The following is a 21,517-nucleotide window of genomic DNA, read 5'->3' as shown; positions in this document are numbered from 1 at the left end:
ATGAAGAAATCAATAGTGGTTTGTCCCTACTGTGGAACAGGGTGCAAACTGAATCTAGTTGTTGATAACAACAAGGTCGTTGGTGCAGAGCCTCTTGAAGGTCGTACTAATGAAGGCCAGTTGTGTCTAAAAGGTTACTATGGTTGGGACTTTTTAAACGACACTAACTTGCTGACTCCACGTCTAAAAAGCCCAATGATTCGTCGTACAAAAGATGCTGAGCTAGAAGCGGTATCTTGGGATGAAGCATTAGATTTTGCCGCTGAAAAGCTAATGGCAATCAAAGACAAGTACGGTCCTGATGCGATCATGACTACGGGCTCAGCTCGTGGACCTGGTAACGAAGCAAACTTCGTTATGCAGAAGTTAGCAAGGGCGGTCATAGGGACGAATAACGTCGATCACTGCGCAAGGGTGTGACACGCTCCTTCAGTCTCCGGTCTGGAGACAACAGTAGGTAATGGTGCAATGAGCATGGCCATTCCCGAAATTCAACAAACTAAATGCTTACTCGTTTTCGGTTACAACGCGGCTGACTCTCATCCAGTTGTAGCAAGACATATTCTAAAAGCACGTGCAAACGGCGCGAAGATCATCGTGGTTGACCCACGTAAAGTTGAATCTGCCCGTATTGCTGACCAATGGCTAGCGCTAAATAATGGCTCTAACATGGCTATGGTCAACTCACTTGCTTACACAATGATTGAAGAAGAACTTTACGATAAGTCTTATGTAGAGAAATATACAGAAGGTTTTGAAGAGTTCCGTAAGGTTGTTGCTAACTACGCTCCTGAGAAAGTTGAGCACATCACAGGCGTTCCTGCTGCTGATGTACGCTTTGCTGCGCGTACATATGCCGAAGCTCCAGAAGGTATGATCCTTTGGGGTATGGGTGTAACTCAGTACGGTCAAGCGGTAGACGTAGTCCGCGGACTAGCGGGTCTAGCACTTCTAACAGGTAACTTCGGTCGTCCTGGTGTAGGTTGTGGTCCTGTACGTGGTCAAAATAACGTACAAGGTACGTGTGACCTTGGCATGCTACCTCATCAGTTCCCAGGCTATCAGTCTGTGCAAGATGATGCGATTCGTGAGAAGTTTGAAAACGCTTGGGGCGTGAAACTTTCAGGCACCCCAGGTTACCGTTTGACAGAGATCGGCCACAAAGTTGATGAAGGCGTATGTAAAGCTTTCTACATCTTTGGCGAAGATCCAGCGCAAACTGAAGCTGACTTGAACGCACTTCGTGAAACCTTGAAGAAGATGGAGCTAGTTATTGCTCAAGATATCTTCATGACCAAAACGGTTGAAATGGCAGACATCGTCTTCCCTGCAACTAGTTGGGGTGAACATGAAGGTGTGTACTCAAGCGCAGACCGTGGCTTCCAACGTTTCTATAAAGCGATTAATCCGCCAGCAGGCGTGAAGCCAGACTGGGAAATCTTCAGCTTGTTGGCAACTCGTATGGGTTACCCAATGCACTACAACAACACTCAAGAAATTTGGGATGAGTTGCGTTCATTGGCTCCACTATACGCTGGTGCGACTTACGAGAAGATGGAAGGGTTGAAGTCTGTTCAGTGGCCTTGCCCAACAGAAGATCATCCGGGCACACCATTCTTGTTTGAAGGCAATAAGTTTACAACTCCTTCAGGTAAGGGACAGCTGATTGCTGCAGAATGGCGTCCACCACTAGAGCAACCAGACGAAGAGTATCCGTTGGTACTTTCTACTGTTCGTGAAGTGGGCCACTACTCTTGTCGTTCAATGACAGGTAACTGTGCAGCACTTTCAACGCTGGCTGATGAGCCGGGTTACGTTCAGATGCATCCAGCTGATGCCGAGAAGTTCGGCATCAAAGATCAGCAGCTGATCTGGATCTCATCTCGCCGTGGTAAAGTTATCTCTCGTGCAAGTTGCAGTGAACGTATCAACAAGGGTGCGGTTTACATGACTTACCAATGGTGGATTGGAGCATGTAACGAGCTAACCATTGAGCACGTTGACCCAATCTCAAGCACGCCAGAATACAAATACTGTGCGGTTAAGATTGAAGCCATTGAAGACCAAAATTGGGCTGAAAATTACGTACAAACTGAGTACAGTGATATGAAAGCTCGCTTGAAGTCTAAAGTTAAGCAATACCAAGCTTAATTAAACTAGGCCAAGAAAGGCTCTTTATCCTCGGGTAAAGAGCCTTTTTATTAGGCCTCAACACGCTCTAGAATATAGAGAGCTAAAGTTTGCTCAGTTGGGAGAAAGCAATGAAAGATGTACAGCCGCTTTTAGAAGCCAATATAGTCAAGCAAACAAAGATTGTCCGATATAAAAATGGTCAGCCAATGTCAGATGAGCAAGATTTTCTCATTGGTGAAACGCCGGTTGCTCTCGAATACAATGGTATTGCATATACAGTGATGATGTGTACGCCAACCGATTTAGAAGAATTTGCGATAGGTTTCTCGCTTACCGAAGGCATCATTGATCACTCTCGCGATATTCATGACATAGAAATCAAGCCAGTTTGCGATGGCATTACGTTATCAGTGACTGTGGCTAATCGTTGTCTCAACAGATTAAAAGAAAAACGCCGCTCGTTAACGGGTATGACAGGGTGCGGAATTTGTGGCGCTGAGAAGTTAGAAGGTGTCGTTAGAACGACTCAGCCAGTGGCCAATCATGCCCAATTTAAAGTTGAAGATTTAGATGTGGCTTTAAGTACACTAACTAGCGGGCAGCAATATAACCAATTAACTGGAGCCAGTCATGCTGCTGCTTATATTAGCAGTGATGGCAAACTAGAAGCCATATTTGAAGACGTTGGCCGCCATATCGCGCTAGATAAGCTGATTGGTTGGATTACGAAAAACCATAAGAGTCAGCAAGGCGCAATTTTGGTCACTAGTCGTGCCAGTTTTGAGATGGTTCAAAAGGTTGCATCTTGCGGTATTGAAATTTTGTTGGCTGTTTCTGCAGCAACTAGCATGGCAGTCGAATTAGCGGACAAGCTCAATGTTACGCTGTGTGGATATTGTCGTCCGGGAAGGGTGAACGTATACAGCCATTTTTCTAGGTTAAATTAACCTTTTATACCACTTATAAAGAAACGGGAGAGCCATATATGCTCTCCCGTTTCTTTTAGGGGGATTCTTAAGACTTCGAGGTAGTATCAGCTGTTTTCGTTAAAGCAGGTTTAGTTGCGACTGCTGCTTTAGCTGAAGAACTTTCCGTTGTCGCTGCTGGTTTGGCTGTGTCGGTAGCTGGAGTTTGTACTGTCTTTGTGCTACTTGCTTGAGTGGAGTCTGTCGCTTTAACTGCTGCAGGCGCTGGAGCAGAAACTTGTTTCGTTTCTGTTTTCTCAGAAGGTGAACAAGCAGCAAGACCAGCAACAAATAGAGCAGGTAAGATGAATTTTAAGACGTTTTTGTTAATCATGATTGGATATTCCATTTCTAACAGGTAGTTGATGTCATCAATTATTTAATAAATAACTTAAAGCTCTGTCATTAAAATGAAATATACGTATTAAATACGCTACACGTTTTAACTTATTGAAATTAAAATAATAAAATTGGATTGAAAGGCGTTTTTACTTGATTTGTCCATTTATTTACTAACTTATAAAATATTAAATACTTTGTGTTGACTAAATATCACTTATCGTTTTCATTCAAATGACATATATACCCAATAAACTTGAAGATGCAGGTTTGAACACCGAAAAAATTGGTCATGACTCAGAACGGTTGAAATGTGCTAACATAGCCTGCTGATTTCTCTTTACTTTTAACTCATGGCTACCATCCAAGTTCAATGTCGTTTCTGCAATAAAACTGAACCCGTCCGTAAACATGGAAAGGGACATTCAGGCTTTCCTCGCTTCAGATGTATCGAGTGTAGAAAGAGCTTTCAAATCGATTATGTCTATGAAGCTCGTAAGCCAGAAGTAAAAGAAAAAATTGTAGAAATGGCAATGAATAGCTCTGGCGTTAGGGAAACAGCCCGAATGTTGAATGTGGCCTACAACACTGTGTTGAGCACTTTAAAAAACTCTCGCCAAGGCAAGTAACCTCGATACCTTTCGATAGAGCAAACATCAGTCTAATCTGTGAAGTCGATGAGCAATGGTCTTTTGTTGGTAATAAGAAACACCGTCGTTGGCTTTGGTATGCATGGGAGCCGCGCTACAAACGTGTCATTGCTCACGCATTTGACGGATGCGTTAAGGTCGTTGCTCGCTTTACTAAAGCCGTTCGACATCCGCTTCTTTTTTACTGATGACTTCAGTGTCTACACGAAAGAGTTACCAAGGGCAAAGCACGTTGCAGGTAAAAGGTTCACTCAACGAATTGAGCGAACCAATCTGACATTACGTTCAAGATTGAAACGACTCGTGCGTAAAACGATCGGTTTTTCAAAATCAGAAGAGATGCATGACAAGGTTATAGGGACGTTTATCGAGCGGGAGTTCTATTGGTGATTCAACCGATTTGAGTCACGACCACCCGTGCTTCACAATATACCTAGCGAATTAGTTTCTTTATTATTTTAATAGCATTTCTTTTAAAACTCTTAATATCTGATTGAGAGCTAAAAATTCTATTTCTCCAATGCTCTTCATCTGGAGTTCCTATGCATCTTTCTACTTCACTCATTCGATTTATTAAGCCGGATAAAGGTATGCTAAACTCAGCCAAAATTCTAGCTGGTGTATAAGATAAATATAAAATAAGATAACTAATGAATGAGTGCTTGTGAACGCTATCAGTTTTTTTATACAAAGACTGAACGCATAACCTTAAACTACTATAATTGTTACATAAGGATATATTTTCTTGGAAATTTTTGATTCTAATGTAACCTTTGGATTTTTTAGAGCTAAAAGAACGATGGGTAGTATATTCTTCAAGGTATCTATGACAAGCCATTGTTATATACTCATGTAAATACAAGTAACCATTTTCGTCTATGTTACAATGTTCCGAAACATCCAATATCCGGCTATTTCTACGATATATATGCCTTTTGCCTGGAGCTGTTCGAATCTGTTCAGGGCATAATATGTATTCTTTTCTTAGTGTTTGAGTATTCACTACCCAGTGTTTTTTGCCCGAAAATACGCTGATTTTATTAGTTGGTACATCTAAGTCTCTACTTAACATCATTGCAATGGCATTGGCCCAAATATTGTTTATATCCCTGTTTTCCATTATCCCCGGTCTTTCAGGAGATCTATGCCTAATTTTATTGTTCCATAAAGGCAAATTATAATCGAAGTCTTGAGTTCTTCTATTACGTGAAGAAGAAAAAACCATCTGTAGTGACTCCCCTTTTTCACATTCATATTTGTTCGACTTAATAGCCCAGCCCAAAAAGTCTTTGTGAATATCACCATCTCGAGCGTCTGTATGGCTTCTATTTGTCTGCAATTTTACTGCTGCTCGCTGATGATAGAGTCCGTCTACGTGGCTCATATGCTCGACTTTTAATATATTTGCTACACCTTCATAATCGTCAATTGCTTGTTGATATGGAACTCTAATTTTTTTGTCTTCGCCTTGATACCATGGGGAAGGTAATGGCTCACCTTTTCTGGTGGTATGGGGCCTTATTGTTCTTAGTGTTCGGTTAATGCCTGTTATGTTGTGTCGTTTTTGTGTACGCCAGTCATCCTCAAAAGCGGGAAGCAAGATTGATAAACCTGTTCGAATATATGTAACCCCTATAAACGTATCGTATTGTCTAGAGATCCTGTTACTGCGATTCCAATTATCAATGGAGCTTGGAAGTAGTTTAAGCCCCTTATAAATATCGAATGGTACTGTAGGCCTAATCTTTTCATCTTGGTCAAAAAGTGGCATATACACTCTCCTGAATAGACTTTGAATGTAACTAAAATAGAAAATATTTCGGAGAAACATATATTAATGAGGGCATTTCTGCACGGGATAATTTTATTCCTTAATGGAATATACCCGTGATCATTGAAGGTGCTTAGCATGATCCTGATGTCATCGAAAATAAAGCATCTTCAATGATCACAGGTGTAGATTTTGTTCGAATCGGAATTAAAAATAGCACGAGATAAAAAATGCGCCCTTACATCTTAGGGCGCATTCATATTTAATGACGTGTATTGCTTGGCTGGCTAGAGCTTAAAAGGAGCTATAAACCACCGCACTTAACGCTGCGAAGCCACATACAGCTGTGAAAATCTGCGCTGGCAATGAAGTACGGTATTTTTTCATCGAAGGAACTTTACGCATTGAGTAAACTGGCATCAAGAATAAGATAGCGACTATCATTGTTGCGCCAACAATCTCAATCATATCCAAAATACTTGGGTTAATGATTGCAGCAATCCAAGCAGTAACCACGACAAAGACCAATACACCTTTTTCTATCTTGTTTCTTGGAGCGCTTGAGCGAGAGTGGATCAGGCCAGCAATGCCTTCGCAAGAGCCTAGGAAAGTACCAAAATAGCTAGATGCAATAGCCGAAAAAGCTACGATTGGGCCTAAGTAAGAGATGATTGGAGAAGAATGTGTATTCGCTAGATAAGAAAGAACCGAAATGTTTTGCTTGTTCGCCATTGCTAGTTGAGCGGGTGAAAGTGACAACACTACAGAGAATACAAAAAACATGACGAACACCAATAGCATGAGTGCTGCGCCGCCAGTGATCATATCGGTCTTTTTCACCGCGTCGTCGCCGTATACTCTACGTTGCTCTTTAGAAAACTGACTAATTATCGGGCTGTGATTGAAAGAGAATACGATTAAAGGAATAGCAAGCCAGATAACTTTTGGTAGTGTGCTCCAATCTGGGCTGGTACTTACCATCGACATGTTCCAGCTAGGTATTAGGTAGACTGAAAGGGCAAACAATATAATAACCAGCGGATAAACCATAGCTGATGTAGCCTTGAGCATTAGGTCCTTACCATAGACCACACACAAGGTCATCGCACCAATCAAGACTCCAGATAGCAACCAACGTGGGATAGACGGCAGCCCGAGCTGGTGAATCATGAATGAGTCGACAGTATTGGTGATGCCAACACCGTATATCAGAACGATAGGATAAATCGCAAAGATGTAGGCAAATGTAATGATGTTTGCCCCGGTTTTGCCGAAGTGTTCTTCAACGGCATCAGTAATATCTGATTCAGGATCTTTGGCAGACAAGACGAATCTCGCCATACCTTTATGCGCTAGCCAAGTCATTGGAGCTGACAAAATGGCAAGAATGACTAAAGGCCAAAAGCCTCCAGCACCTGCTTTAATAGGCAAAAATAGAATGCCAGCACCAACTGCAGTGCCGAATAGAGATAAACACCAGCTGAAATCTTGGTACGTCCATTTGCGCGACGTAAGTTTTACAGCGTGTGACGATGTTGTTGTCATAAGTAGTTTGCTCTTTATTATTTGGGCTCAACGGCAGCCCGGGGTCGCGAAAAAAAATCAAAAGTGCCGTTTTTTATCACGTATGCAACACTTTTGGAATGGCTACATAGAAAAATAAAACGATATGACTAGCTTTGGAGCAAAAGTGTATATTTTATTTTGATTGCTCTCACAAACTCAACTACTTGGAATTGCATGATTTTATGTTTGTTTTGGAGTTGAATTGATCTTGGTCAAAAGCGAGTCCTGTTAATCAGCTCACATTTCGTTAGAATGACCGCCACCAGTTTATGTGCTGCAAGCAGTGCTTTATAAGGTGGTCAATGTTGATACTCATCAAATAATTGTTGTGAATGTATTGATAGTCTTGATAACAGTCAGTGAATAAACTGTAAGCAGAAATCGCCAAATGATCGAACGCCAGCTAATTTGTGTGACAGGGATAGTGCAAGGGGTAGGGTTTCGCCCTTTTGTCTATCAACAAGCCAAGTTGTTGCAGCTTTTGGGCTCTGTGAGAAATGACTCCGATGGTGTCAAAATTGATATTCAAGGCGAAAAAAGTGCTATCCAAGCTTTTTATCATTGCTTATTGGATTCGCCGCCATCTCTATCCCGAATTGATAACATTGCTCGCCAAACGGTAGATGTCGATAATACGTTATCGGATTTCTGTATCTTAGTGAGCCAAGAAGCAAAGACCGCTTCTGTTAGTATTTCACCCGATCAAGCTACATGCCCTGACTGTTTGCAGGACATGAAAGCAGAAGAATCCCGTTACTTTGAGTATCCCTTCACTAACTGCACAAACTGCGGCCCTCGTTACAGCATTATAGAGAAGCTGCCGTACGACCGATGTCATACTTCGATGAAAAGCTTTGAGCTTTGCCCTTCTTGCGACAGTGCCTACACTGACCCCATGGACAGGCGTTACCATGCTCAACCGATTAGTTGCCCAGATTGCGGACCAGTAGTTAGCCTCTTAACTCCGACAGGTGATGTTCAATTGGTAGGGCAGGCAGCCATTGAAAAAGCGGCGCAAACCATCCAACAAGGTGGTGTTGTTGCAATGAAAGGTCTTGGCGGGTTCCATATCATTTGTGATGCTAAAAATAATGAAGCAATTCAAAGAATTCGTCAGCTAAAACATCGTAAATTGAAACCTTTCGCGGTAATGCTCGCCGACGAAGATCAAGCCGCGCAGCACGTGGTTGGTTGCGATTTAGAATGGCAGTCGTTGAAATCTCAAGCTGCACCAATTGTGTTAATGAAAAAGCGACAAGGTTCAACATTGGCCTGCTCTGTTGCGCCAGCAGCGCCTTATATGGGCGTGATGTTACCTTATACACCGTTGCACATTGTGTTATTTAAAATGTTGTCAGGTATGGGGGCGACTCAAGCGCTAGTGATGACGAGTGGTAACATTTCAGGAATGCCTCTTGCCACTGATAGCTCACAGATTTGTAGCCAGTTTGCACAAGATATCGATGCGATTCTCGATCACAATCGACCTATAGTGAATCCATGTGACGACAGTGTTGTGCATGTTGCGGGTGGTAAAGTGCGAGTGTTAAGGCCTGCACGTGGTTATGCGCCAGTTACGCAGAAAATAACCTATCAAGGAAAACCTATATTAGCCTTAGGCGCTCAGCAAAAAGCATCGGTTGCTTACGCGCTTCCCAATCAGTGGATGTTGTCTCCTTATATCGGGGACATTAGCAACCTCGATACCGAGCAAAGGTATCAAGAAACTGCGCAGCTATTTCCAAAGCTATACCGTCAAGCGCCGAGCCTGTACTTGCATGACATGCATCCGGGCTATTATTCCACTCAATATGCGCAAAATCATACGCCGGGCCCTTATGTCGCCGTACAGCACCATTATGCACATGTATTAGCGGTAATGGCAGAGCACAATATTAACCAGCAAGTACTCGGATTTGCATTTGATGGTACGGGTGCTGGTACAGACGAGACCATTTGGGGTGGAGAAACCCTTGTTGCGGACGCAGAAGAGTTTGAGCGCGTGGGTCACCTTAAACCTTTTCGACTAATTGGTGGCGAGAAAGCCATCAAAGATCCGGCTCGTATCCTTTTTGCAATGCTCCTAGAGTGTTTCTCATTCGAGCAAATTCGTGCGTTAAATTTGCCTGCGTTTGCTAGTTGGAGTGCGTTTCACTTTTCCAATCTGCATCAGCTTTGGCTTTCTGGAAAAAACTCGCCTTACTGTACTTCCATGGGACGCTTATTTGATGCTTGGGCTTCTCTACTCAACCTCGTTGAGAAAGTTGATTATGAAGGCCAATGCGGGCTCGCAATAGAGAGAGCCTATATGAGTGGTGATAAATCACAATCATTGCAGCTAGAAGAAAAGCTTCGTTTTCACTGGAGTGATGATGCCACTTCAGTTTTAGATTGGACGCCAGCATTGAAACAAACCCTAGATTGTCAGAGGCAGCTTGGGGCTCAGTGGGCAAGCCAAGTCAGCATCAGTTTAGTATTGGCAGTGATTACTGCCATCGAAGAAATGTCCGACAAATTTCCACACCTTCCTGTCGTTGTTAGCGGTGGTGTTTTTCAAAACCGCTGCCTAGTTAATGATCTTTTTAAACGATGGGAAAACAGGCAAAGCCTGATTTATAGCGGTGAAACTATTCCAGTTAATGACAGCGGGATTGCGGTAGGTCAATTGTGGCACGGCTTACACGTGTTTAAATAAGTCCCTTGAAATTTACTGTTCCAGTTTGCTGTTAGCAACGAATAAGTGAGTAATTTATGTGTTTATGTATTCCATCCAGTGTGATTGAAATTAACTCGGAGCAAATGACAGCTCGAGTAGAGACTTTAGGTGTCGTGCGAGAAGTGAGCACCCATCTGATCTCTGATCCTATCAAATTAGGAGATCACCTGTTGATTCATGTTGGATTTGCAATAGCAAAAATCGATCAAAAAGAAGCTCAAGAAAGCCTAGAAACATACAAAACATTGCTAGAGCAGATGAGCGAAGATGATATGAAGGTATTGCTCTGATGAATACGGTAAAACCAACAAACACTGGTTCAGAATCGTCAACGACGGCGATGTATCAAGGCTTTCGCCAACCTGAAGTCATTCGAGCTTTAGCAGATAAAATTCGTCAAAAAGCGGCCAAGCTTGATGTGCCTTTGAATATTATGGAAGTGTGTGGCGGGCATACACATACCATTATGAAATATGGGCTAAAACAGCTGTTACCTAATAACTTAAACTTTGTGCATGGCCCAGGTTGCCCAGTTTGCGTTATGCCAAAAGAGCGTATTGACCAAGCAATCGTACTAGCACAGCAAGAAGACGTTATTCTTGTCACGTTAGGGGATATGATCCGCGTCCCAGGTTCTAGAACATCGCTTGCTCAGTGTCGTGCTAGTGGTGGCTCTGTTGAGCCAATTTATGATCCAATGGATGTCATTCGCATCGCAAAGGAAAATCCGAACAAACGAGTGGTCTATTTTGCCATTGGTTTTGAAACGACCACGCCAATGACTGCAGTGTTGGTTAAACAAGCTGAAAAACTTGCACTTGATAATCTCTATTTCCACGTTAATCACGTTTTGGTTCCACCAGCAATGCACGTAGTAATGGCCGATGAGCAAACGCCAGTTAATGCGTTTATCGGGCCTTCACACGTTAGCGTAGTTGCTGGTGCCAATATTTATCAGCAGATAGTGGATGCGCATGACACACCAGTAGTTGTGTCAGGTTTTGAACCTGTTGATGTTTTAGAATCAGTATTGACCTTGGTTGAATTGGCAGCTGAACACAAGCCTGAGCTTGCTATTCAATATACGCGCGCTGTTACTCAGCAAGGCAACACCGCAGCACAGTCCCTCGTCGATGAGGTCCTTGAAGTAAGAAGTGAGTTTAATTGGCGTGGCTTAGGAAACATTCCGGAGTCAGCTCTTAAACTTCGTGAAGAGTTTTCTAAACGAGATGCGGAAGTTGTGTTCGATGAAGTATTGCCTAAAGAGCCTATTTCTGACCACAAAGCATGTCAGTGCGGCGATATTTTGAGAGGTGTCGCGACACCACCAGATTGCAAAGTATTTGGTAAAGCATGTACACCAAACCGCCCTATGGGGAGTTGTATGGTGAGCTCTGAAGGCGCATGTAATGCGTACTATCGCTATTCAGGAATTGAGGTAAAAGAAAGATGACTCTTGCCAAGAAAGTTCAGCTAAGCCACGGTGGTGGTGGTCTGGAAATGAACCAATTCATCCAAAAGCTATTTTTCAAACGGTTCAACAATGAAATTTTAAGTCGCGATGAAGATGCAGCAACCTTGCCTCTATCAGCCAATACAGCTATGACAACAGATAGTTTTACTGTTTCTCCGCATTTCTTTGCTGGTGGCAACATTGGTAGTCTCGCGGTAGCAGGTACTTGCAACGATTTAGCCATGGTTGGTGCAAAGCCAGAATACCTTAGTTGTAGCTTCATTATCGAAGAAGGAACCGATTTTAAAGAGTTGGAGCAGATCGTTGACTCTATGGTTGAAGAGTTGGCCACCGTGGACGCCAAAGTAGTGTGTGGCGATACCAAAGTGGTGCCAAAAGGTTCAGCAGATAAAGTGTTTATTAACACAACGGGCGTAGGTCGTGTCTTGCAGCCAGGTATTTCCTCTAGAGGCATTCAGTCAGGTGATGCGATTCTAGTTTCCGGAGATATCGGTCGCCATGGTGCATGTATCTTAGCCGCTAGGGAATCTCTTCGCTTAGAACATGAAATGAGCAGTGACTGTGCAGTGTTGTGGCCAGTTGTTGACGCTTTAATTCAACAAAATATTGATATTCGTGCGATGCGAGATGCAACACGTGGCGGCATTTCAGCTGTGATGAATGAATGGTGCCAAAGCTCAAACATTCAATTGATGCTGCAGGAAGAACACATTCCAGTTGATGACATGGTAAAAGGTGTTTGTGAATTATTTGGTTTTGAACCTTATGATTTAGCGAATGAAGGTACATTTGTTATTGCCGTTCCACAAGAGTTTGCCCAGCAAACACTCAATGTACTCAAGTCATTTAATCCTAATGCAGCGCTAATCGGTCACGCACAATCAGGCGAGCCCTGCAAACCAATCTTGCATACCCCTTGGGGAAGTCGTCGTTATCTAGATTTCCCACTTGGCGAGTTGCTACCGAGGATTTGTTAGTATGCACGAGCTTTCAATCAGTCTAAAAACAATAGACTTGGTGTCCGCGCAAGCCAAGAGTCACAATGTAAATAAAGTCGTCGCTATTACTTTAAGTGTAGGTGCGCTTTCTTGCATCGAACCCGAAGCACTGATGACGGGGCTAGAATTTGCTAGTCGAGAAACCGTCGCAGAAGGGGCCAAGTTCAACATAGAAATGGTGCCTGCAACTGCAACCTGTTTGGATTGCGGCAAGCATAATGACGTGAAAAGTCACATGGATGCATGTTCTCATTGTGGTAGCCATCAGCTACAGATTGAAACAGGCGAAGAACTAAAAGTTAAACATATTGAGGTAGAGTAGTATGTGTAATGTTTGTGGATGTGGCGATAGCCACGTAGAAGGACACTCGCACGACCATAGTCATGATCATTCTCATGACCATCACTCCCATGGGCACCATTCTCACGGTGAACATTCTCATTCGCACGACCATACTCAGCCTGTCGTGATTCATCATCATTATCACCATACCGGTGATGTTCATCATCATGTGCATTATCATGGTTCAGCTGCTGAGGCTCAAACACACCACCATCCGAAACCTGCTTCTAGCGAAGGTACGCACCAACCTGAAAGGCTTGAAAATGGCGACCTTCACTATGGTAAAGGTGAGGCTCAAGTGCACGTTTCTGGTGTTTCTCAACGACAACTGATTAGCTTAGAGCAAGATATCCTAGGAAAGAACAATCATATCGCGCAACACAATCGCGAGCATTTTGTAGCGAATGAACAGCTAGTTCTTAATCTCGTTTCTAGTCCGGGTTCTGGCAAAACCACTCTGTTGACTGAAACGCTAAATCGCATCAAGCAGCAGTATTCTTGCGCTGTTATTGAAGGCGACCAACAAACGAGTAATGACGCGGAACGCATTCGCGCGACGTCAGTGCCTGCCATCCAAATTAACACTGGCAAAGGTTGCCACTTAGATGCCGATATGATTCACAAAGCATACCATCAGCTTGAAGTCGACAAGCATGGTGTCTTGTTTATCGAGAATGTAGGTAACTTGGTTTGCCCAGCAAGCTTCGATTTGGGCGAGCACTGTAAAGTAGCAATTTTGTCGGTTACTGAAGGTGAAGAAAAGCCTTTGAAGTACCCAAATATGTTCGCAGCTTCTGATCTCATGCTAATTAATAAGATCGATTTGCTGGATTATGTCGACTTCGATATCGATGCTTGTATAGCTAATGCAAAACTGGTTAATCCCAACATTAAGGTTATCAAAGTTTCAGCGCGCACAGGCGAGGGTTTAGACGCTTGGGAAAGCTGGATTCAGCAGCAGCTAGGTGCTTTGAGTAGTAATAGTTAGCCATCAATTTAGAGTCGTTTTTATATTTAATATGTAGCCTTTCTTATAAAACAAGAAGGGCTGCTTTGGGGATTATTGTGATTAAATACAATTGTTTATAGGTAAATTATGAAACTTATCTCCGCAGTTTGCGGACTGTTTACACTATTTGTGGTGAGTAGTTCTTCAGCAATGACATTTGACCAACTAACAAAGATAAACCCTGATTCATATCAGGTTATAGATTGTCGAGACAGCAATGTATTTAACGGCTGGTCGGACAAAATGTATTCAAGGGGCGGCCATTTTCCTCACGCCGTTAATATCGATTCTAATTGGCTTTCTTCACTCAATGATGAGCAGTTTGGCAACGTGCTGAGAACGCATGCATTGACAGCGAATTTGCCTACTTATCTGTATTGCTATGCCGACCAAGAAAAAGAGTTGAGAGCCCGCCTTAAACAGCAGCATTTCTCTGATGTACATACAATAAATCAATCTATCAATGACTACTCTGGACAGCTGGTGTCTTTTCCAAACTACCGTCATCTTGTACCCGTTTGGTGGGTTGAAAAACTGTTACAGGGTAAGGATGTTGCGAATCCACCGAGTCAAGACTACAAGATTGTAGAAGTTGCATGGGGTGAAGCGACTTGGTATCTCACATCACACATACCTCACGCCTTATATCTAGATACTAATAACATCGAATCCAAGCCTTTGTGGAACAAAGTTTCCGACGAAAAGCTGAAAGCTGAGTTTGAAAAACTTGGAATATCTCACAATACCACCGTATTGCTGTATGGCAGAAATATGTCAGCAGCAGCACGGGCAGCGAACATCATGATGTACGCAGGTGTTAAAGATGTACGCCTTATTAATGGAGGTTGGCAAGCTTGGGAAAAAGCAAAATATCCGTTTGAATCTCTAACCACTAATCATGCCAAATCAAAGCCGTTTGGTGTGACGATTCCTCAGCATCCAGAATATATCATCGGGTTAACGCAAGCTAAAAAGCTGCTCGCTGATCGAGACCATAGCTCATTGGTTAGTATTCGAAGCTGGCCAGAGTATATTGGTAAGACGAGCGGTTATAGCTACATAAAGCCTAAAGGAAGAATTAAAGGTGCTAGGTGGGGACATGCCGGAACTGATGCAAGTCATCTGCAAGATTTCCATAACCCAGACGGTACTATGATAAGCCCGAATATCATCGCTCGAAACTGGAATCAGTGGAATATTCTCTCTGACCAAACTGTAGCTTTCTATTGCGGAACAGGATGGCGAGCATCAGAAGCATTTTTCTATGCGTATGTGATGGGGTGGAAAAATATTAGCGTCTATGATGGCGGTTGGTATGAATGGAGCTCAAAACCTTCAGACCCAATCGCGTTAGGTCCAATAGAACCGGCTAAGAAGATCGCCGTTCACTAACACGCGACCTTTGCTCAATGTCAGACATGTGTATTGTTTGAGACAGTTGGGTATAAAGTTTTATCAACACAAAAATCCGCTCACTATTTTGGTGTGAAATGTTCCAATTTTGCACCAAAATAGTAGTTCAATACTACTTAGATCACCTTTGGTGGAAACAAAAATGACAGCCTTGAAACGTTATCCACATTTTCTGTGGACAAACTAGTGGGAAAACTAAAGAAAAGTCATTGTCAAACTCCTCTGTCACTTTTTGTATAACTGTTTTACATATCTAAAGATCCAAATGGAATTATGCTAAAAATGATAATAAGTTCAAATTATACAGGTAGTTACTTGGCTTGGTGCTTTTGGTTATAGGGGCGTGTAATTATTTGGTTTTGTAATTTTCACAGTATGGCGCAGCTGTTTTAAATGATATAACTATAAATAAAACAATATGGATTAATTTTGTCCAAATTTAGTGATTAAGGTGTGAGTAAGTTGTGGGTATTAGTTGCTGTCCTTTATCCAAACTACCATCATGTTTATGCACAAGGAAGAATTGTTGTAGCGAAGCGCCTAACTACTTAGCTGCTCTTAAGGTATTTTAAATCTCACCGTTACTTTGCCACCTTTATGGATAGTTCTAAGTACTGTGAGCTTGAGTGACAGTGTAATCGAAACAGACATGGTGACAAAGATGGCTATCATAATCATTAGTTGATATTTGATTGCCAACATTGGGCTAGCGCCACTTAAGATTTGCCCTGTCATCATTCCCGGCAGGGTGACGAGTCCTGTTGTGGTCATTGATGCCAAAATAGGTGCAAGAGATTTTTGTAACGCTGCTTGTATAAAAGGGCGTGTAGCATAGCTAGTTGAAGCGCCAAGTGAGATGGCCGCTTCGTACTCAGGCTTTCTTTCTTCCAAAGAAGTAAATAAATTTTGTAAAGCTACGATGTTGCCACTCAAGCTATTGCCTAACAACATCCCGGCCAAAGGAATCACGTATTGCGCGCTATAGAATGGAAGTGGTCTCACGACAGCCGTGCATATTAGAGCAAGCATCGGTAATAGAGCAACGAATAAACCTAGTGAAACAGGCAAAAACAACTTTGCTTTTGGTAGTTGGCTTTTGCCAATGATAGAGCTTGAGCCGACAAGTATCATTATCAAAAGCCAGCCAGCATTTACAAAGAAACTATTTACCCTAAATAAATACTCCAAATATAGCCCGACCAATATCAGTTGTAGGCTCATTCGAATTACGCTTATCATAATGTCTTTATTGAGCATTAACTTGAGCTGGTTGCTTATTGCTATTGGGATCAACAAAGTAGTAGCAACAAGTACCAGTTGCCACCACGTGATATCTATCATTCCGTTCAATGTTTACTCCAGCAGTATTGGCCTATTTTGAGCCGCGAGACTACAAACTCTCGATTTGGGATTTGCATGATTTACTTTACGGTAAAATAGGCTAGTACCGCTATGTTTAAATACAGGTTTTGTAAAGGCGTTATATTTGAAAGGTAGGTGCTTTCTATCATTTGGAAAGCACCGTTGTAGAACATGATGGATAGATTAGTGATTAATTAATTCACAATAAGGTTGTGTTGATTCACTCCCTTTTGTCACACAGTTTGCAGCGGTCATTCCAATAACGTATTGCCCAAGCCCAGTAGGGTGAATGTCATCTTCAAATAAATAGTTTGCGTGCGATTGATCGGGAATACAAGTCAATGCTTTTGAGTTGGCTCCACATGCTGGAGTTGTGACATTATCAAACTTGATTGTTCTGCCATTGACATCAATGGTGTGCGCTGGGTTATTGATTCCTGCATCAACTAAGCTATTTACATCAATATAGTATGCTTTGATCCCTTCGTTTTGCAGCAGGCTATACAAGGTTGCATTGTATGCTTGAGAGGCGGTGCTGAGTAATGCCGATAGCTCAGCAGACTGCTGACCAAGTGGGGTACTACCAAGATCTGGCATGTTAAAAACTAAAAAGTCCGCACCATTATTATTTTTACTTAGGAAGTGATGGTTTAAATTGTTGATGATATTCGCTTCTTGAGTTGCTGCAGTAACCGCAGAAGCCACTACATCTTCAGGGGTTGCAGTTTGTTCTAGCATTGCTTCCAAGGTGATGAAAACATTGTTCGCCCCAGCCCAAAATGCATATAAGTTGTGTCCTCTATCAAGTCGCCCGGATAAGGAAGCTAAGTAAGTATCAACTTGTTGTTCTACTGATGGTGGGTTGTAGCAGGTTTCACTTTCATCGGATACACAGGAAAGAGTGATTCCTTGCCCTTGTGTTGTAGCTCCGCCGGATGCAAAGTTACGGCCTCCAGGTATCACTTTAACGTAGGAATTGTCATCTTGGCCGAGAAAAGCTGTGTTGTTATATGTGATTCGTGTTCTCAACGCAGTTGCTACGTATTCAGGCCACATTTTAGAGCCTGGAGTAGAGTAGGTTGCTTCTTTTATTTCTTCTAAGTTAACAGGGTTTTGGTTCTGAACGCCTTGATCAGAAAGGCTATCGCCAAATACGATTAAATGACGATATTGAGAGTGCTCGCCATTATCATTATATAAACCAGTTTCGGCATGACTTGTCATGCTTACGCCAAGAGAGAGTAAGCCACCTAGTATTAGTTGTTTGTTCATCAATGTATCCTCTTATCGGTTTCCGTTTATTTTTTGAGGTTCCTTGAATAGCCACAAAGCAGATAAACACATTGGTTGAGGAATAGCTAAAACTGCGTGCTAGTACTGGATAGTTATTGCGCATGAGATCTCATTGCACAGCAATATGAAATGATTAGGTGAATGGATTAAACCCGAGTGTCGAGTTTTGTTACTTGGACTTGTAAACGTTTACAATGTTGCTGGCTAGATTGCCACCCAGAACGTTATGAGAGCAGAAGCGTTTAGACAACTTTTATGTACTCTTAAATTTACTAAGCAAAATGCATCGAAATAGCTTTTTAAACGCTAGCTTGGTCTTTTTCTACATTTGGACACTTATTCGCAACGATATAGACGTAAGAAATGCAAAACAAGCATGTTGTCAATGGACCCTAAATAGGTACCCAATGCCATTGAATGATATTAAATGCTGGTAAATGGTATTAATCAGAATAAAACTCTATCGTGTTTTGCTTGCGTATGTGATCGCTATCACCAAAAACTTTGTGTGTAATCGTTACCATTTGCGCTGTAACTGATTAGGGAAAAGGATAAGTCAGAATTCCATCGAATTGGAGCTGGAGATCGGTTAGCTATATAGGTCAAGGAATCGCTTTTTAGTATATGGATAGGTTCTTGCTTTAGGCTTTATGGTGCACATAGATGGCCTCGTCTATTCACGTATTGAAGCTGCGTTAAATCATTATTCATATTGCAAACTGGTTTTAGTAACGGCGTCAAAGAGTGATGGGCATTTGAATGTGCCAGCACACACTAACAATTAGAAACTTTGCGCTGCCGCTAGAGCCTAAAAAATAAATATAAAAGAGACTCTACTATGGCAACAGTGATTACTGACAGAAGTTCCGATGGTTCATCGCCATTTGATAAAGATGATACAGGCTTAAATCGACATGTGTTTATTGCTTGTATGATTGCAGCGTTAGCAGGTTTGTTATTTGGTTTAGATATTGGTGTTATATCAGGAGCGCTTCCTTTTATTGCCAAAGAATTTGGGTTAGCGACCCATACCCAAGAGTGGGTAGTTAGTTCAATGATGTTTGGTGCTGCCGTAGGTGCTGTTGGTTCTGGCCCGTTATCAAGAAAATTCGGCCGTAAGTACAGTCTAATCGTTGCTTCAATTTTGTTCTCCGTTGGTTCTTTGGGTTGTGCGATTGCTGGTAACCCAGAAATTCTGATTGTTTTCCGTGTTCTTCTTGGTTTAGCTGTTGGCGTCGCGTCTTTTACTGCACCACTTTACTTGTCGGAAATTGCTCCACAAAGATTGCGCGGTAGCCTAATCTCGATGTATCAACTGATGATTACTATCGGTATTGTCGTAGCGTTTCTATCTGACACAGCATTTAGCTATGAAGGCCAATGGCGTTGGATGCTTGGTGTGATCACAATTCCAGCGTTGATTCTATTCATTGGTGTACTTATGTTGCCGCGAAGCCCTCGTTGGCTAGCGCTTCAAGGTCGTCACGTAGAAGCAAAACAAGTGTTAGCACTGCTGCGTGGTTGTGATGTTTCTGCTAAGAAAGAGCTGGAAGCGATCCGCGAAAGTTTGAAAATCAAGCAAAGTGGTTGGTCGTTATTCAAATCAAATAGCAATTGCCGCCGTGCCGTGTACCTAGGTATTGTTTTGCAAGTTATGCAGCAGTTCACCGGTATGAACGTTGTTATGTATTATGCGCCTAAGATCTTTAAAATCGCAGGCTTTGCAAGCACAGAGCAGCAAATGTGGGGCACTGTGATTGTTGGCCTAGTCAATGTGTTCGCGACATTTATTGCTATTGGCTTAGTAGATAAATGGGGACGCAAACCTGTACTTAAACTTGGTTTCTTGGTGATGGCCGCAGGAATGGCTATTCTTGGCACTCTTCTTCATATGGGTGTGACAACGCCAGTTGAACAATATTTTGCAGCGTTCGTTTTACTTATTTTCATTGTCGGTTTTGCAATGAGTGCAGGCCCACTTATCTGGGTTCTATGCTCTGAAATTCAGCCTCTGAAAGCTCGTGATTTTGGTATCACGGTAAGTACAGCGACTAACTGGATTGCGAACATGATTGTTGGCGCGACTTTCTTAACTTTCCTACAAGTATTAGGTAATGCTCAAACATTCTGGTTATATGCAGCGCTGAACCTAGTGTTTATCTTTGTCACTATGGCTCTAATTCCTGAAACCAAGGGCGTAAGTCTAGAGAAAATAGAACAAAACCTAATGAAGGGAGTACCACTATCTAAGTTAGGTAGAAAGTAGATTAGATATTTGTCATTTCTATTTATTAAAGAAAAAGGAGCAGCGATGCTCCTTTTTTGCGTTTTTCTCCCTGAGTTGAACGCTACAACTGGAATTTGAGTAAGTAAAAATAGGACAATTTCACATTTTCAGGTAGAGTAGGGCTCCTTAATATAACCAAGCATGTTTGATAGCTTGATTCAGGCAGGTTTGGTATTGCAGTTTGCCATGTTTATTCAGCCAAAATCGGCTTTGGCAGCGTAAGTAAAGAAGATATTTAGTAGGTAGCAGTATGATCTTAGTGGTTGGGCATAAGAATCCTGATAGTGACAGCATTTGTAGTGCTTTAGTAGCAAGTGACTTTTTGCGAGCTCGTGGCTTAGAAGCAACGCCAGTTCGCCAAGGTGAAATCAATAGAGAAACTCAGCATATTCTTAGCACTGCTGGTGTTGACCAACCTGAACTTCGCACTGAAGTTGCAGGTGAAAAGATTTGGTTGGTGGATTACACAGACCTTTCTCAAGCTCCTGATGATGTTGCTCAAGCTGAGATCTTAGGTATTGTCGATCATCACCGCTTGGGCGATGTTATGACAGTGAATCCACTTGAAGCGTGGATCTGGCCTGTAGGTTGTACATGTACCATTCTTTTCAACATGCACAAAATTGAGCAAGTTGAAATCAGCAAAACAAACGCGCTGCTAATGATGTCTGCGATTTTGTCTGACACGGTTGGTTTTGCATCACCAACTTGTACGCAAAAAGACAAAGACGCGGTACAAGAGCTAGCAAAAATCGCTGAAGTTGAAGACTTAGACAAGTTTATCCGCGAGCTTCTAATTGCAAAAACAGACATTAAAGGTCTGTCGGCTCCACAGCTAGTTGAAAAAGATCTTAAAGCGTATCCATTCAATGGTCGTGATGTAGTTGTTGGTCAAATTGAGTTAGCAACTCTAGATCAAGTTGACGGTATGATTGATGCGCTACAAGCAGATCTTGTTCGTCGCTGTGAAGAAGATAAATTGGCTTTCGCTGCTGTAATGTTAACAGACATTACTACTGCGCAAACCAGACTTATCTATGCTGGTGAGTGGTCAACGAAACTAGATTCTCACCTAGAAGATGGCTTACTGATGATGGAAAATACGTTAAGCCGTAAGAAGCAAGGCTGGCCTTGGCTGCAAGAGCAGTTGGTATAAGCTTTCTTGCTTAGATAATGAGTTAGGGTCTAGCAATAAGAC

At 42.3% G+C, this 21,517-nt stretch carries 17 protein-coding genes and 1 pseudogene; 12 read left to right on the top strand and 6 right to left on the bottom strand.

Annotated elements, in window-relative coordinates:
- Together fdhF and fdhD are read left to right on the top strand one after the other, a co-directional pair.
- Entirely contained in the window at nt 1-2,151 is a 2,151-nt protein-coding gene (gene fdhF / locus L7A31_RS14130; protein ID WP_237362414.1) for a formate dehydrogenase subunit alpha, read from the top strand.
- Nucleotides 2,152-2,261: 110 nt separating this feature from the next.
- Nucleotides 2,262-3,080: a formate dehydrogenase accessory sulfurtransferase FdhD gene (fdhD, locus tag L7A31_RS14125; RefSeq protein WP_237362413.1), complete on the top strand. Its 819-nt coding sequence runs from the start codon at nt 2,262-2,264 to the stop codon at nt 3,078-3,080.
- 67 nt (nt 3,081-3,147) lie between these two features.
- Here the strand turns inward: fdhD and L7A31_RS14120 are convergent, their stop codons facing one another.
- Together L7A31_RS14120 and L7A31_RS22170 are read right to left on the bottom strand one after the other, a co-directional pair.
- A complete protein-coding gene (locus L7A31_RS14120; RefSeq protein ID WP_237362412.1) occupies nt 3,148-3,432 on the bottom strand; it encodes a hypothetical protein in 285 nt (94 codons plus the stop codon).
- 295 nt (nt 3,433-3,727) lie between these two features.
- Nucleotides 3,728-3,862: a hypothetical protein gene (locus L7A31_RS22170; RefSeq protein ID WP_290368773.1), complete on the bottom strand. Its 135-nt coding sequence runs from the start codon at nt 3,860-3,862 to the stop codon at nt 3,728-3,730.
- Between L7A31_RS22170 and L7A31_RS22295 the strand changes: the two are divergent.
- A pseudogene (locus tag L7A31_RS22295) lies at nt 3,800-4,477 on the top strand (IS1 family transposase). The gene L7A31_RS22170 and the pseudogene L7A31_RS22295 sit on opposite strands and share 63 nt — an antisense overlap.
- A gap of 43 nt (nt 4,478-4,520) precedes the next feature.
- Here the strand turns inward: L7A31_RS22295 and L7A31_RS14110 are convergent.
- Nucleotides 4,521-5,858, bottom strand: coding sequence for a hypothetical protein (locus tag L7A31_RS14110; protein WP_237362411.1), 1,338 nt, complete (start codon nt 5,856-5,858; stop codon nt 4,521-4,523).
- Nucleotides 5,859-6,152: 294 nt separating this feature from the next.
- Nucleotides 6,153-7,403, bottom strand: a complete 1,251-nt coding sequence (locus L7A31_RS14105; RefSeq protein WP_237362410.1) for an aromatic amino acid transport family protein — start codon at nt 7,401-7,403, stop codon at nt 6,153-6,155.
- 409 nt (nt 7,404-7,812) lie between these two features.
- Here L7A31_RS14105 and hypF point away from each other — a divergent pair, with 409 nt between their 5' ends.
- From hypF to L7A31_RS14070, 7 genes are all read left to right on the top strand, one after another.
- On the top strand, nt 7,813-10,119 hold the full coding sequence (hypF, locus tag L7A31_RS14100; RefSeq protein ID WP_237362409.1) for a carbamoyltransferase HypF: 2,307 nt from the start codon (nt 7,813-7,815) through the stop codon (nt 10,117-10,119).
- 56 nt (nt 10,120-10,175) lie between these two features.
- Nucleotides 10,176-10,430, top strand: a complete 255-nt coding sequence (locus L7A31_RS14095; protein WP_237362408.1) for a HypC/HybG/HupF family hydrogenase formation chaperone — start codon at nt 10,176-10,178, stop codon at nt 10,428-10,430.
- On the top strand, nt 10,430-11,593 hold the full coding sequence (hypD, locus tag L7A31_RS14090; protein ID WP_237362407.1) for a hydrogenase formation protein HypD: 1,164 nt from the start codon (nt 10,430-10,432) through the stop codon (nt 11,591-11,593). Before L7A31_RS14095 ends, hypD begins: the two co-directional genes overlap by 1 nt.
- Nucleotides 11,590-12,591: a hydrogenase expression/formation protein HypE gene (hypE, locus tag L7A31_RS14085; protein ID WP_237362406.1), complete on the top strand. Its 1,002-nt coding sequence runs from the start codon at nt 11,590-11,592 to the stop codon at nt 12,589-12,591. Before hypD ends, hypE begins: the two co-directional genes overlap by 4 nt.
- 1 nt (nt 12,592) lies before the next feature.
- Nucleotides 12,593-12,934, top strand: a complete 342-nt coding sequence (hypA, locus tag L7A31_RS14080) for a hydrogenase maturation nickel metallochaperone HypA (RefSeq protein WP_237362405.1) — start codon at nt 12,593-12,595, stop codon at nt 12,932-12,934.
- A 1-nt stretch (nt 12,935) separates the two neighbouring features.
- Nucleotides 12,936-13,943 (top strand): hydrogenase nickel incorporation protein HypB, encoded by a 1,008-nt coding sequence (gene hypB, locus L7A31_RS14075; RefSeq protein WP_237362404.1) that lies wholly within the window; start codon nt 12,936-12,938, stop codon nt 13,941-13,943.
- A 108-nt stretch (nt 13,944-14,051) separates the two neighbouring features.
- Nucleotides 14,052-15,356: a rhodanese-like domain-containing protein gene (locus tag L7A31_RS14070; protein WP_237362403.1), complete on the top strand. Its 1,305-nt coding sequence runs from the start codon at nt 14,052-14,054 to the stop codon at nt 15,354-15,356.
- A gap of 579 nt (nt 15,357-15,935) precedes the next feature.
- Here L7A31_RS14070 and L7A31_RS14065 read toward each other — a convergent pair.
- Entirely contained in the window at nt 15,936-16,727 is a 792-nt protein-coding gene (locus L7A31_RS14065; protein ID WP_237362402.1) for an ABC transporter permease, read from the bottom strand.
- Nucleotides 16,728-16,922: 195 nt separating this feature from the next.
- Nucleotides 16,923-18,011, bottom strand: a complete 1,089-nt coding sequence (locus tag L7A31_RS14060; protein ID WP_237362401.1) for an SGNH/GDSL hydrolase family protein — start codon at nt 18,009-18,011, stop codon at nt 16,923-16,925.
- A gap of 859 nt (nt 18,012-18,870) precedes the next feature.
- Here L7A31_RS14060 and L7A31_RS14055 point away from each other — a divergent pair.
- Both L7A31_RS14055 and L7A31_RS14050 read left to right on the top strand, forming a co-directional pair.
- Nucleotides 18,871-20,298, top strand: a complete 1,428-nt coding sequence (locus tag L7A31_RS14055) for a sugar porter family MFS transporter (protein ID WP_290368755.1) — start codon at nt 18,871-18,873, stop codon at nt 20,296-20,298.
- A 271-nt stretch (nt 20,299-20,569) separates the two neighbouring features.
- On the top strand, nt 20,570-21,475 hold the full coding sequence (locus L7A31_RS14050; RefSeq protein WP_237362400.1) for a manganese-dependent inorganic pyrophosphatase: 906 nt from the start codon (nt 20,570-20,572) through the stop codon (nt 21,473-21,475).
- The last annotated feature ends 42 nt before the right edge of the window (nt 21,476-21,517 follow it).

It is taken from the genome of Vibrio marisflavi CECT 7928 (assembly GCF_921294215.1).
GTDB lineage: Bacteria > Pseudomonadota > Gammaproteobacteria > Enterobacterales > Vibrionaceae > Vibrio > Vibrio marisflavi.
The sequence above is the reverse complement of the archived record's forward strand: the minus strand, read 5'-3'. Positions and strand labels throughout refer to the sequence as shown.

Bases quoted from the DNA above. Each gene is read 5' to 3' on its own strand.
- fdhD (WP_237362413.1), top strand. From the start codon at position 2,262: ATGAAAGATGTACAGCCGCTTTTAGAAGCCAATATAGTCAAGCAAACA.
- L7A31_RS14120 (WP_237362412.1), bottom strand. From the start codon at position 3,432: ATGATTAACAAAAACGTCTTAAAATTCATCTTACCTGCTCTATTTGTT.
- L7A31_RS22170 (WP_290368773.1), bottom strand. From the start codon at position 3,862: ATGTCCCTTTCCATGTTTACGGACGGGTTCAGTTTTATTGCAGAAACG.
- L7A31_RS14110 (WP_237362411.1), bottom strand. From the start codon at position 5,858: ATGCCACTTTTTGACCAAGATGAAAAGATTAGGCCTACAGTACCATTC.
- L7A31_RS14105 (WP_237362410.1), bottom strand. From the start codon at position 7,403: ATGACAACAACATCGTCACACGCTGTAAAACTTACGTCGCGCAAATGG.
- hypF (WP_237362409.1), top strand. From the start codon at position 7,813: ATGATCGAACGCCAGCTAATTTGTGTGACAGGGATAGTGCAAGGGGTA.
- L7A31_RS14095 (WP_237362408.1), top strand. From the start codon at position 10,176: ATGTGTTTATGTATTCCATCCAGTGTGATTGAAATTAACTCGGAGCAA.
- hypD (WP_237362407.1), top strand. From the start codon at position 10,430: ATGAATACGGTAAAACCAACAAACACTGGTTCAGAATCGTCAACGACG.
- hypE (WP_237362406.1), top strand. From the start codon at position 11,590: ATGACTCTTGCCAAGAAAGTTCAGCTAAGCCACGGTGGTGGTGGTCTG.
- hypA (WP_237362405.1), top strand. From the start codon at position 12,593: ATGCACGAGCTTTCAATCAGTCTAAAAACAATAGACTTGGTGTCCGCG.
- hypB (WP_237362404.1), top strand. From the start codon at position 12,936: ATGTGTAATGTTTGTGGATGTGGCGATAGCCACGTAGAAGGACACTCG.
- L7A31_RS14070 (WP_237362403.1), top strand. From the start codon at position 14,052: ATGAAACTTATCTCCGCAGTTTGCGGACTGTTTACACTATTTGTGGTG.
- L7A31_RS14060 (WP_237362401.1), bottom strand. From the start codon at position 18,011: ATGAACAAACAACTAATACTAGGTGGCTTACTCTCTCTTGGCGTAAGC.
- L7A31_RS14055 (WP_290368755.1), top strand. From the start codon at position 18,871: ATGGCAACAGTGATTACTGACAGAAGTTCCGATGGTTCATCGCCATTT.
- L7A31_RS14050 (WP_237362400.1), top strand. From the start codon at position 20,570: ATGATCTTAGTGGTTGGGCATAAGAATCCTGATAGTGACAGCATTTGT.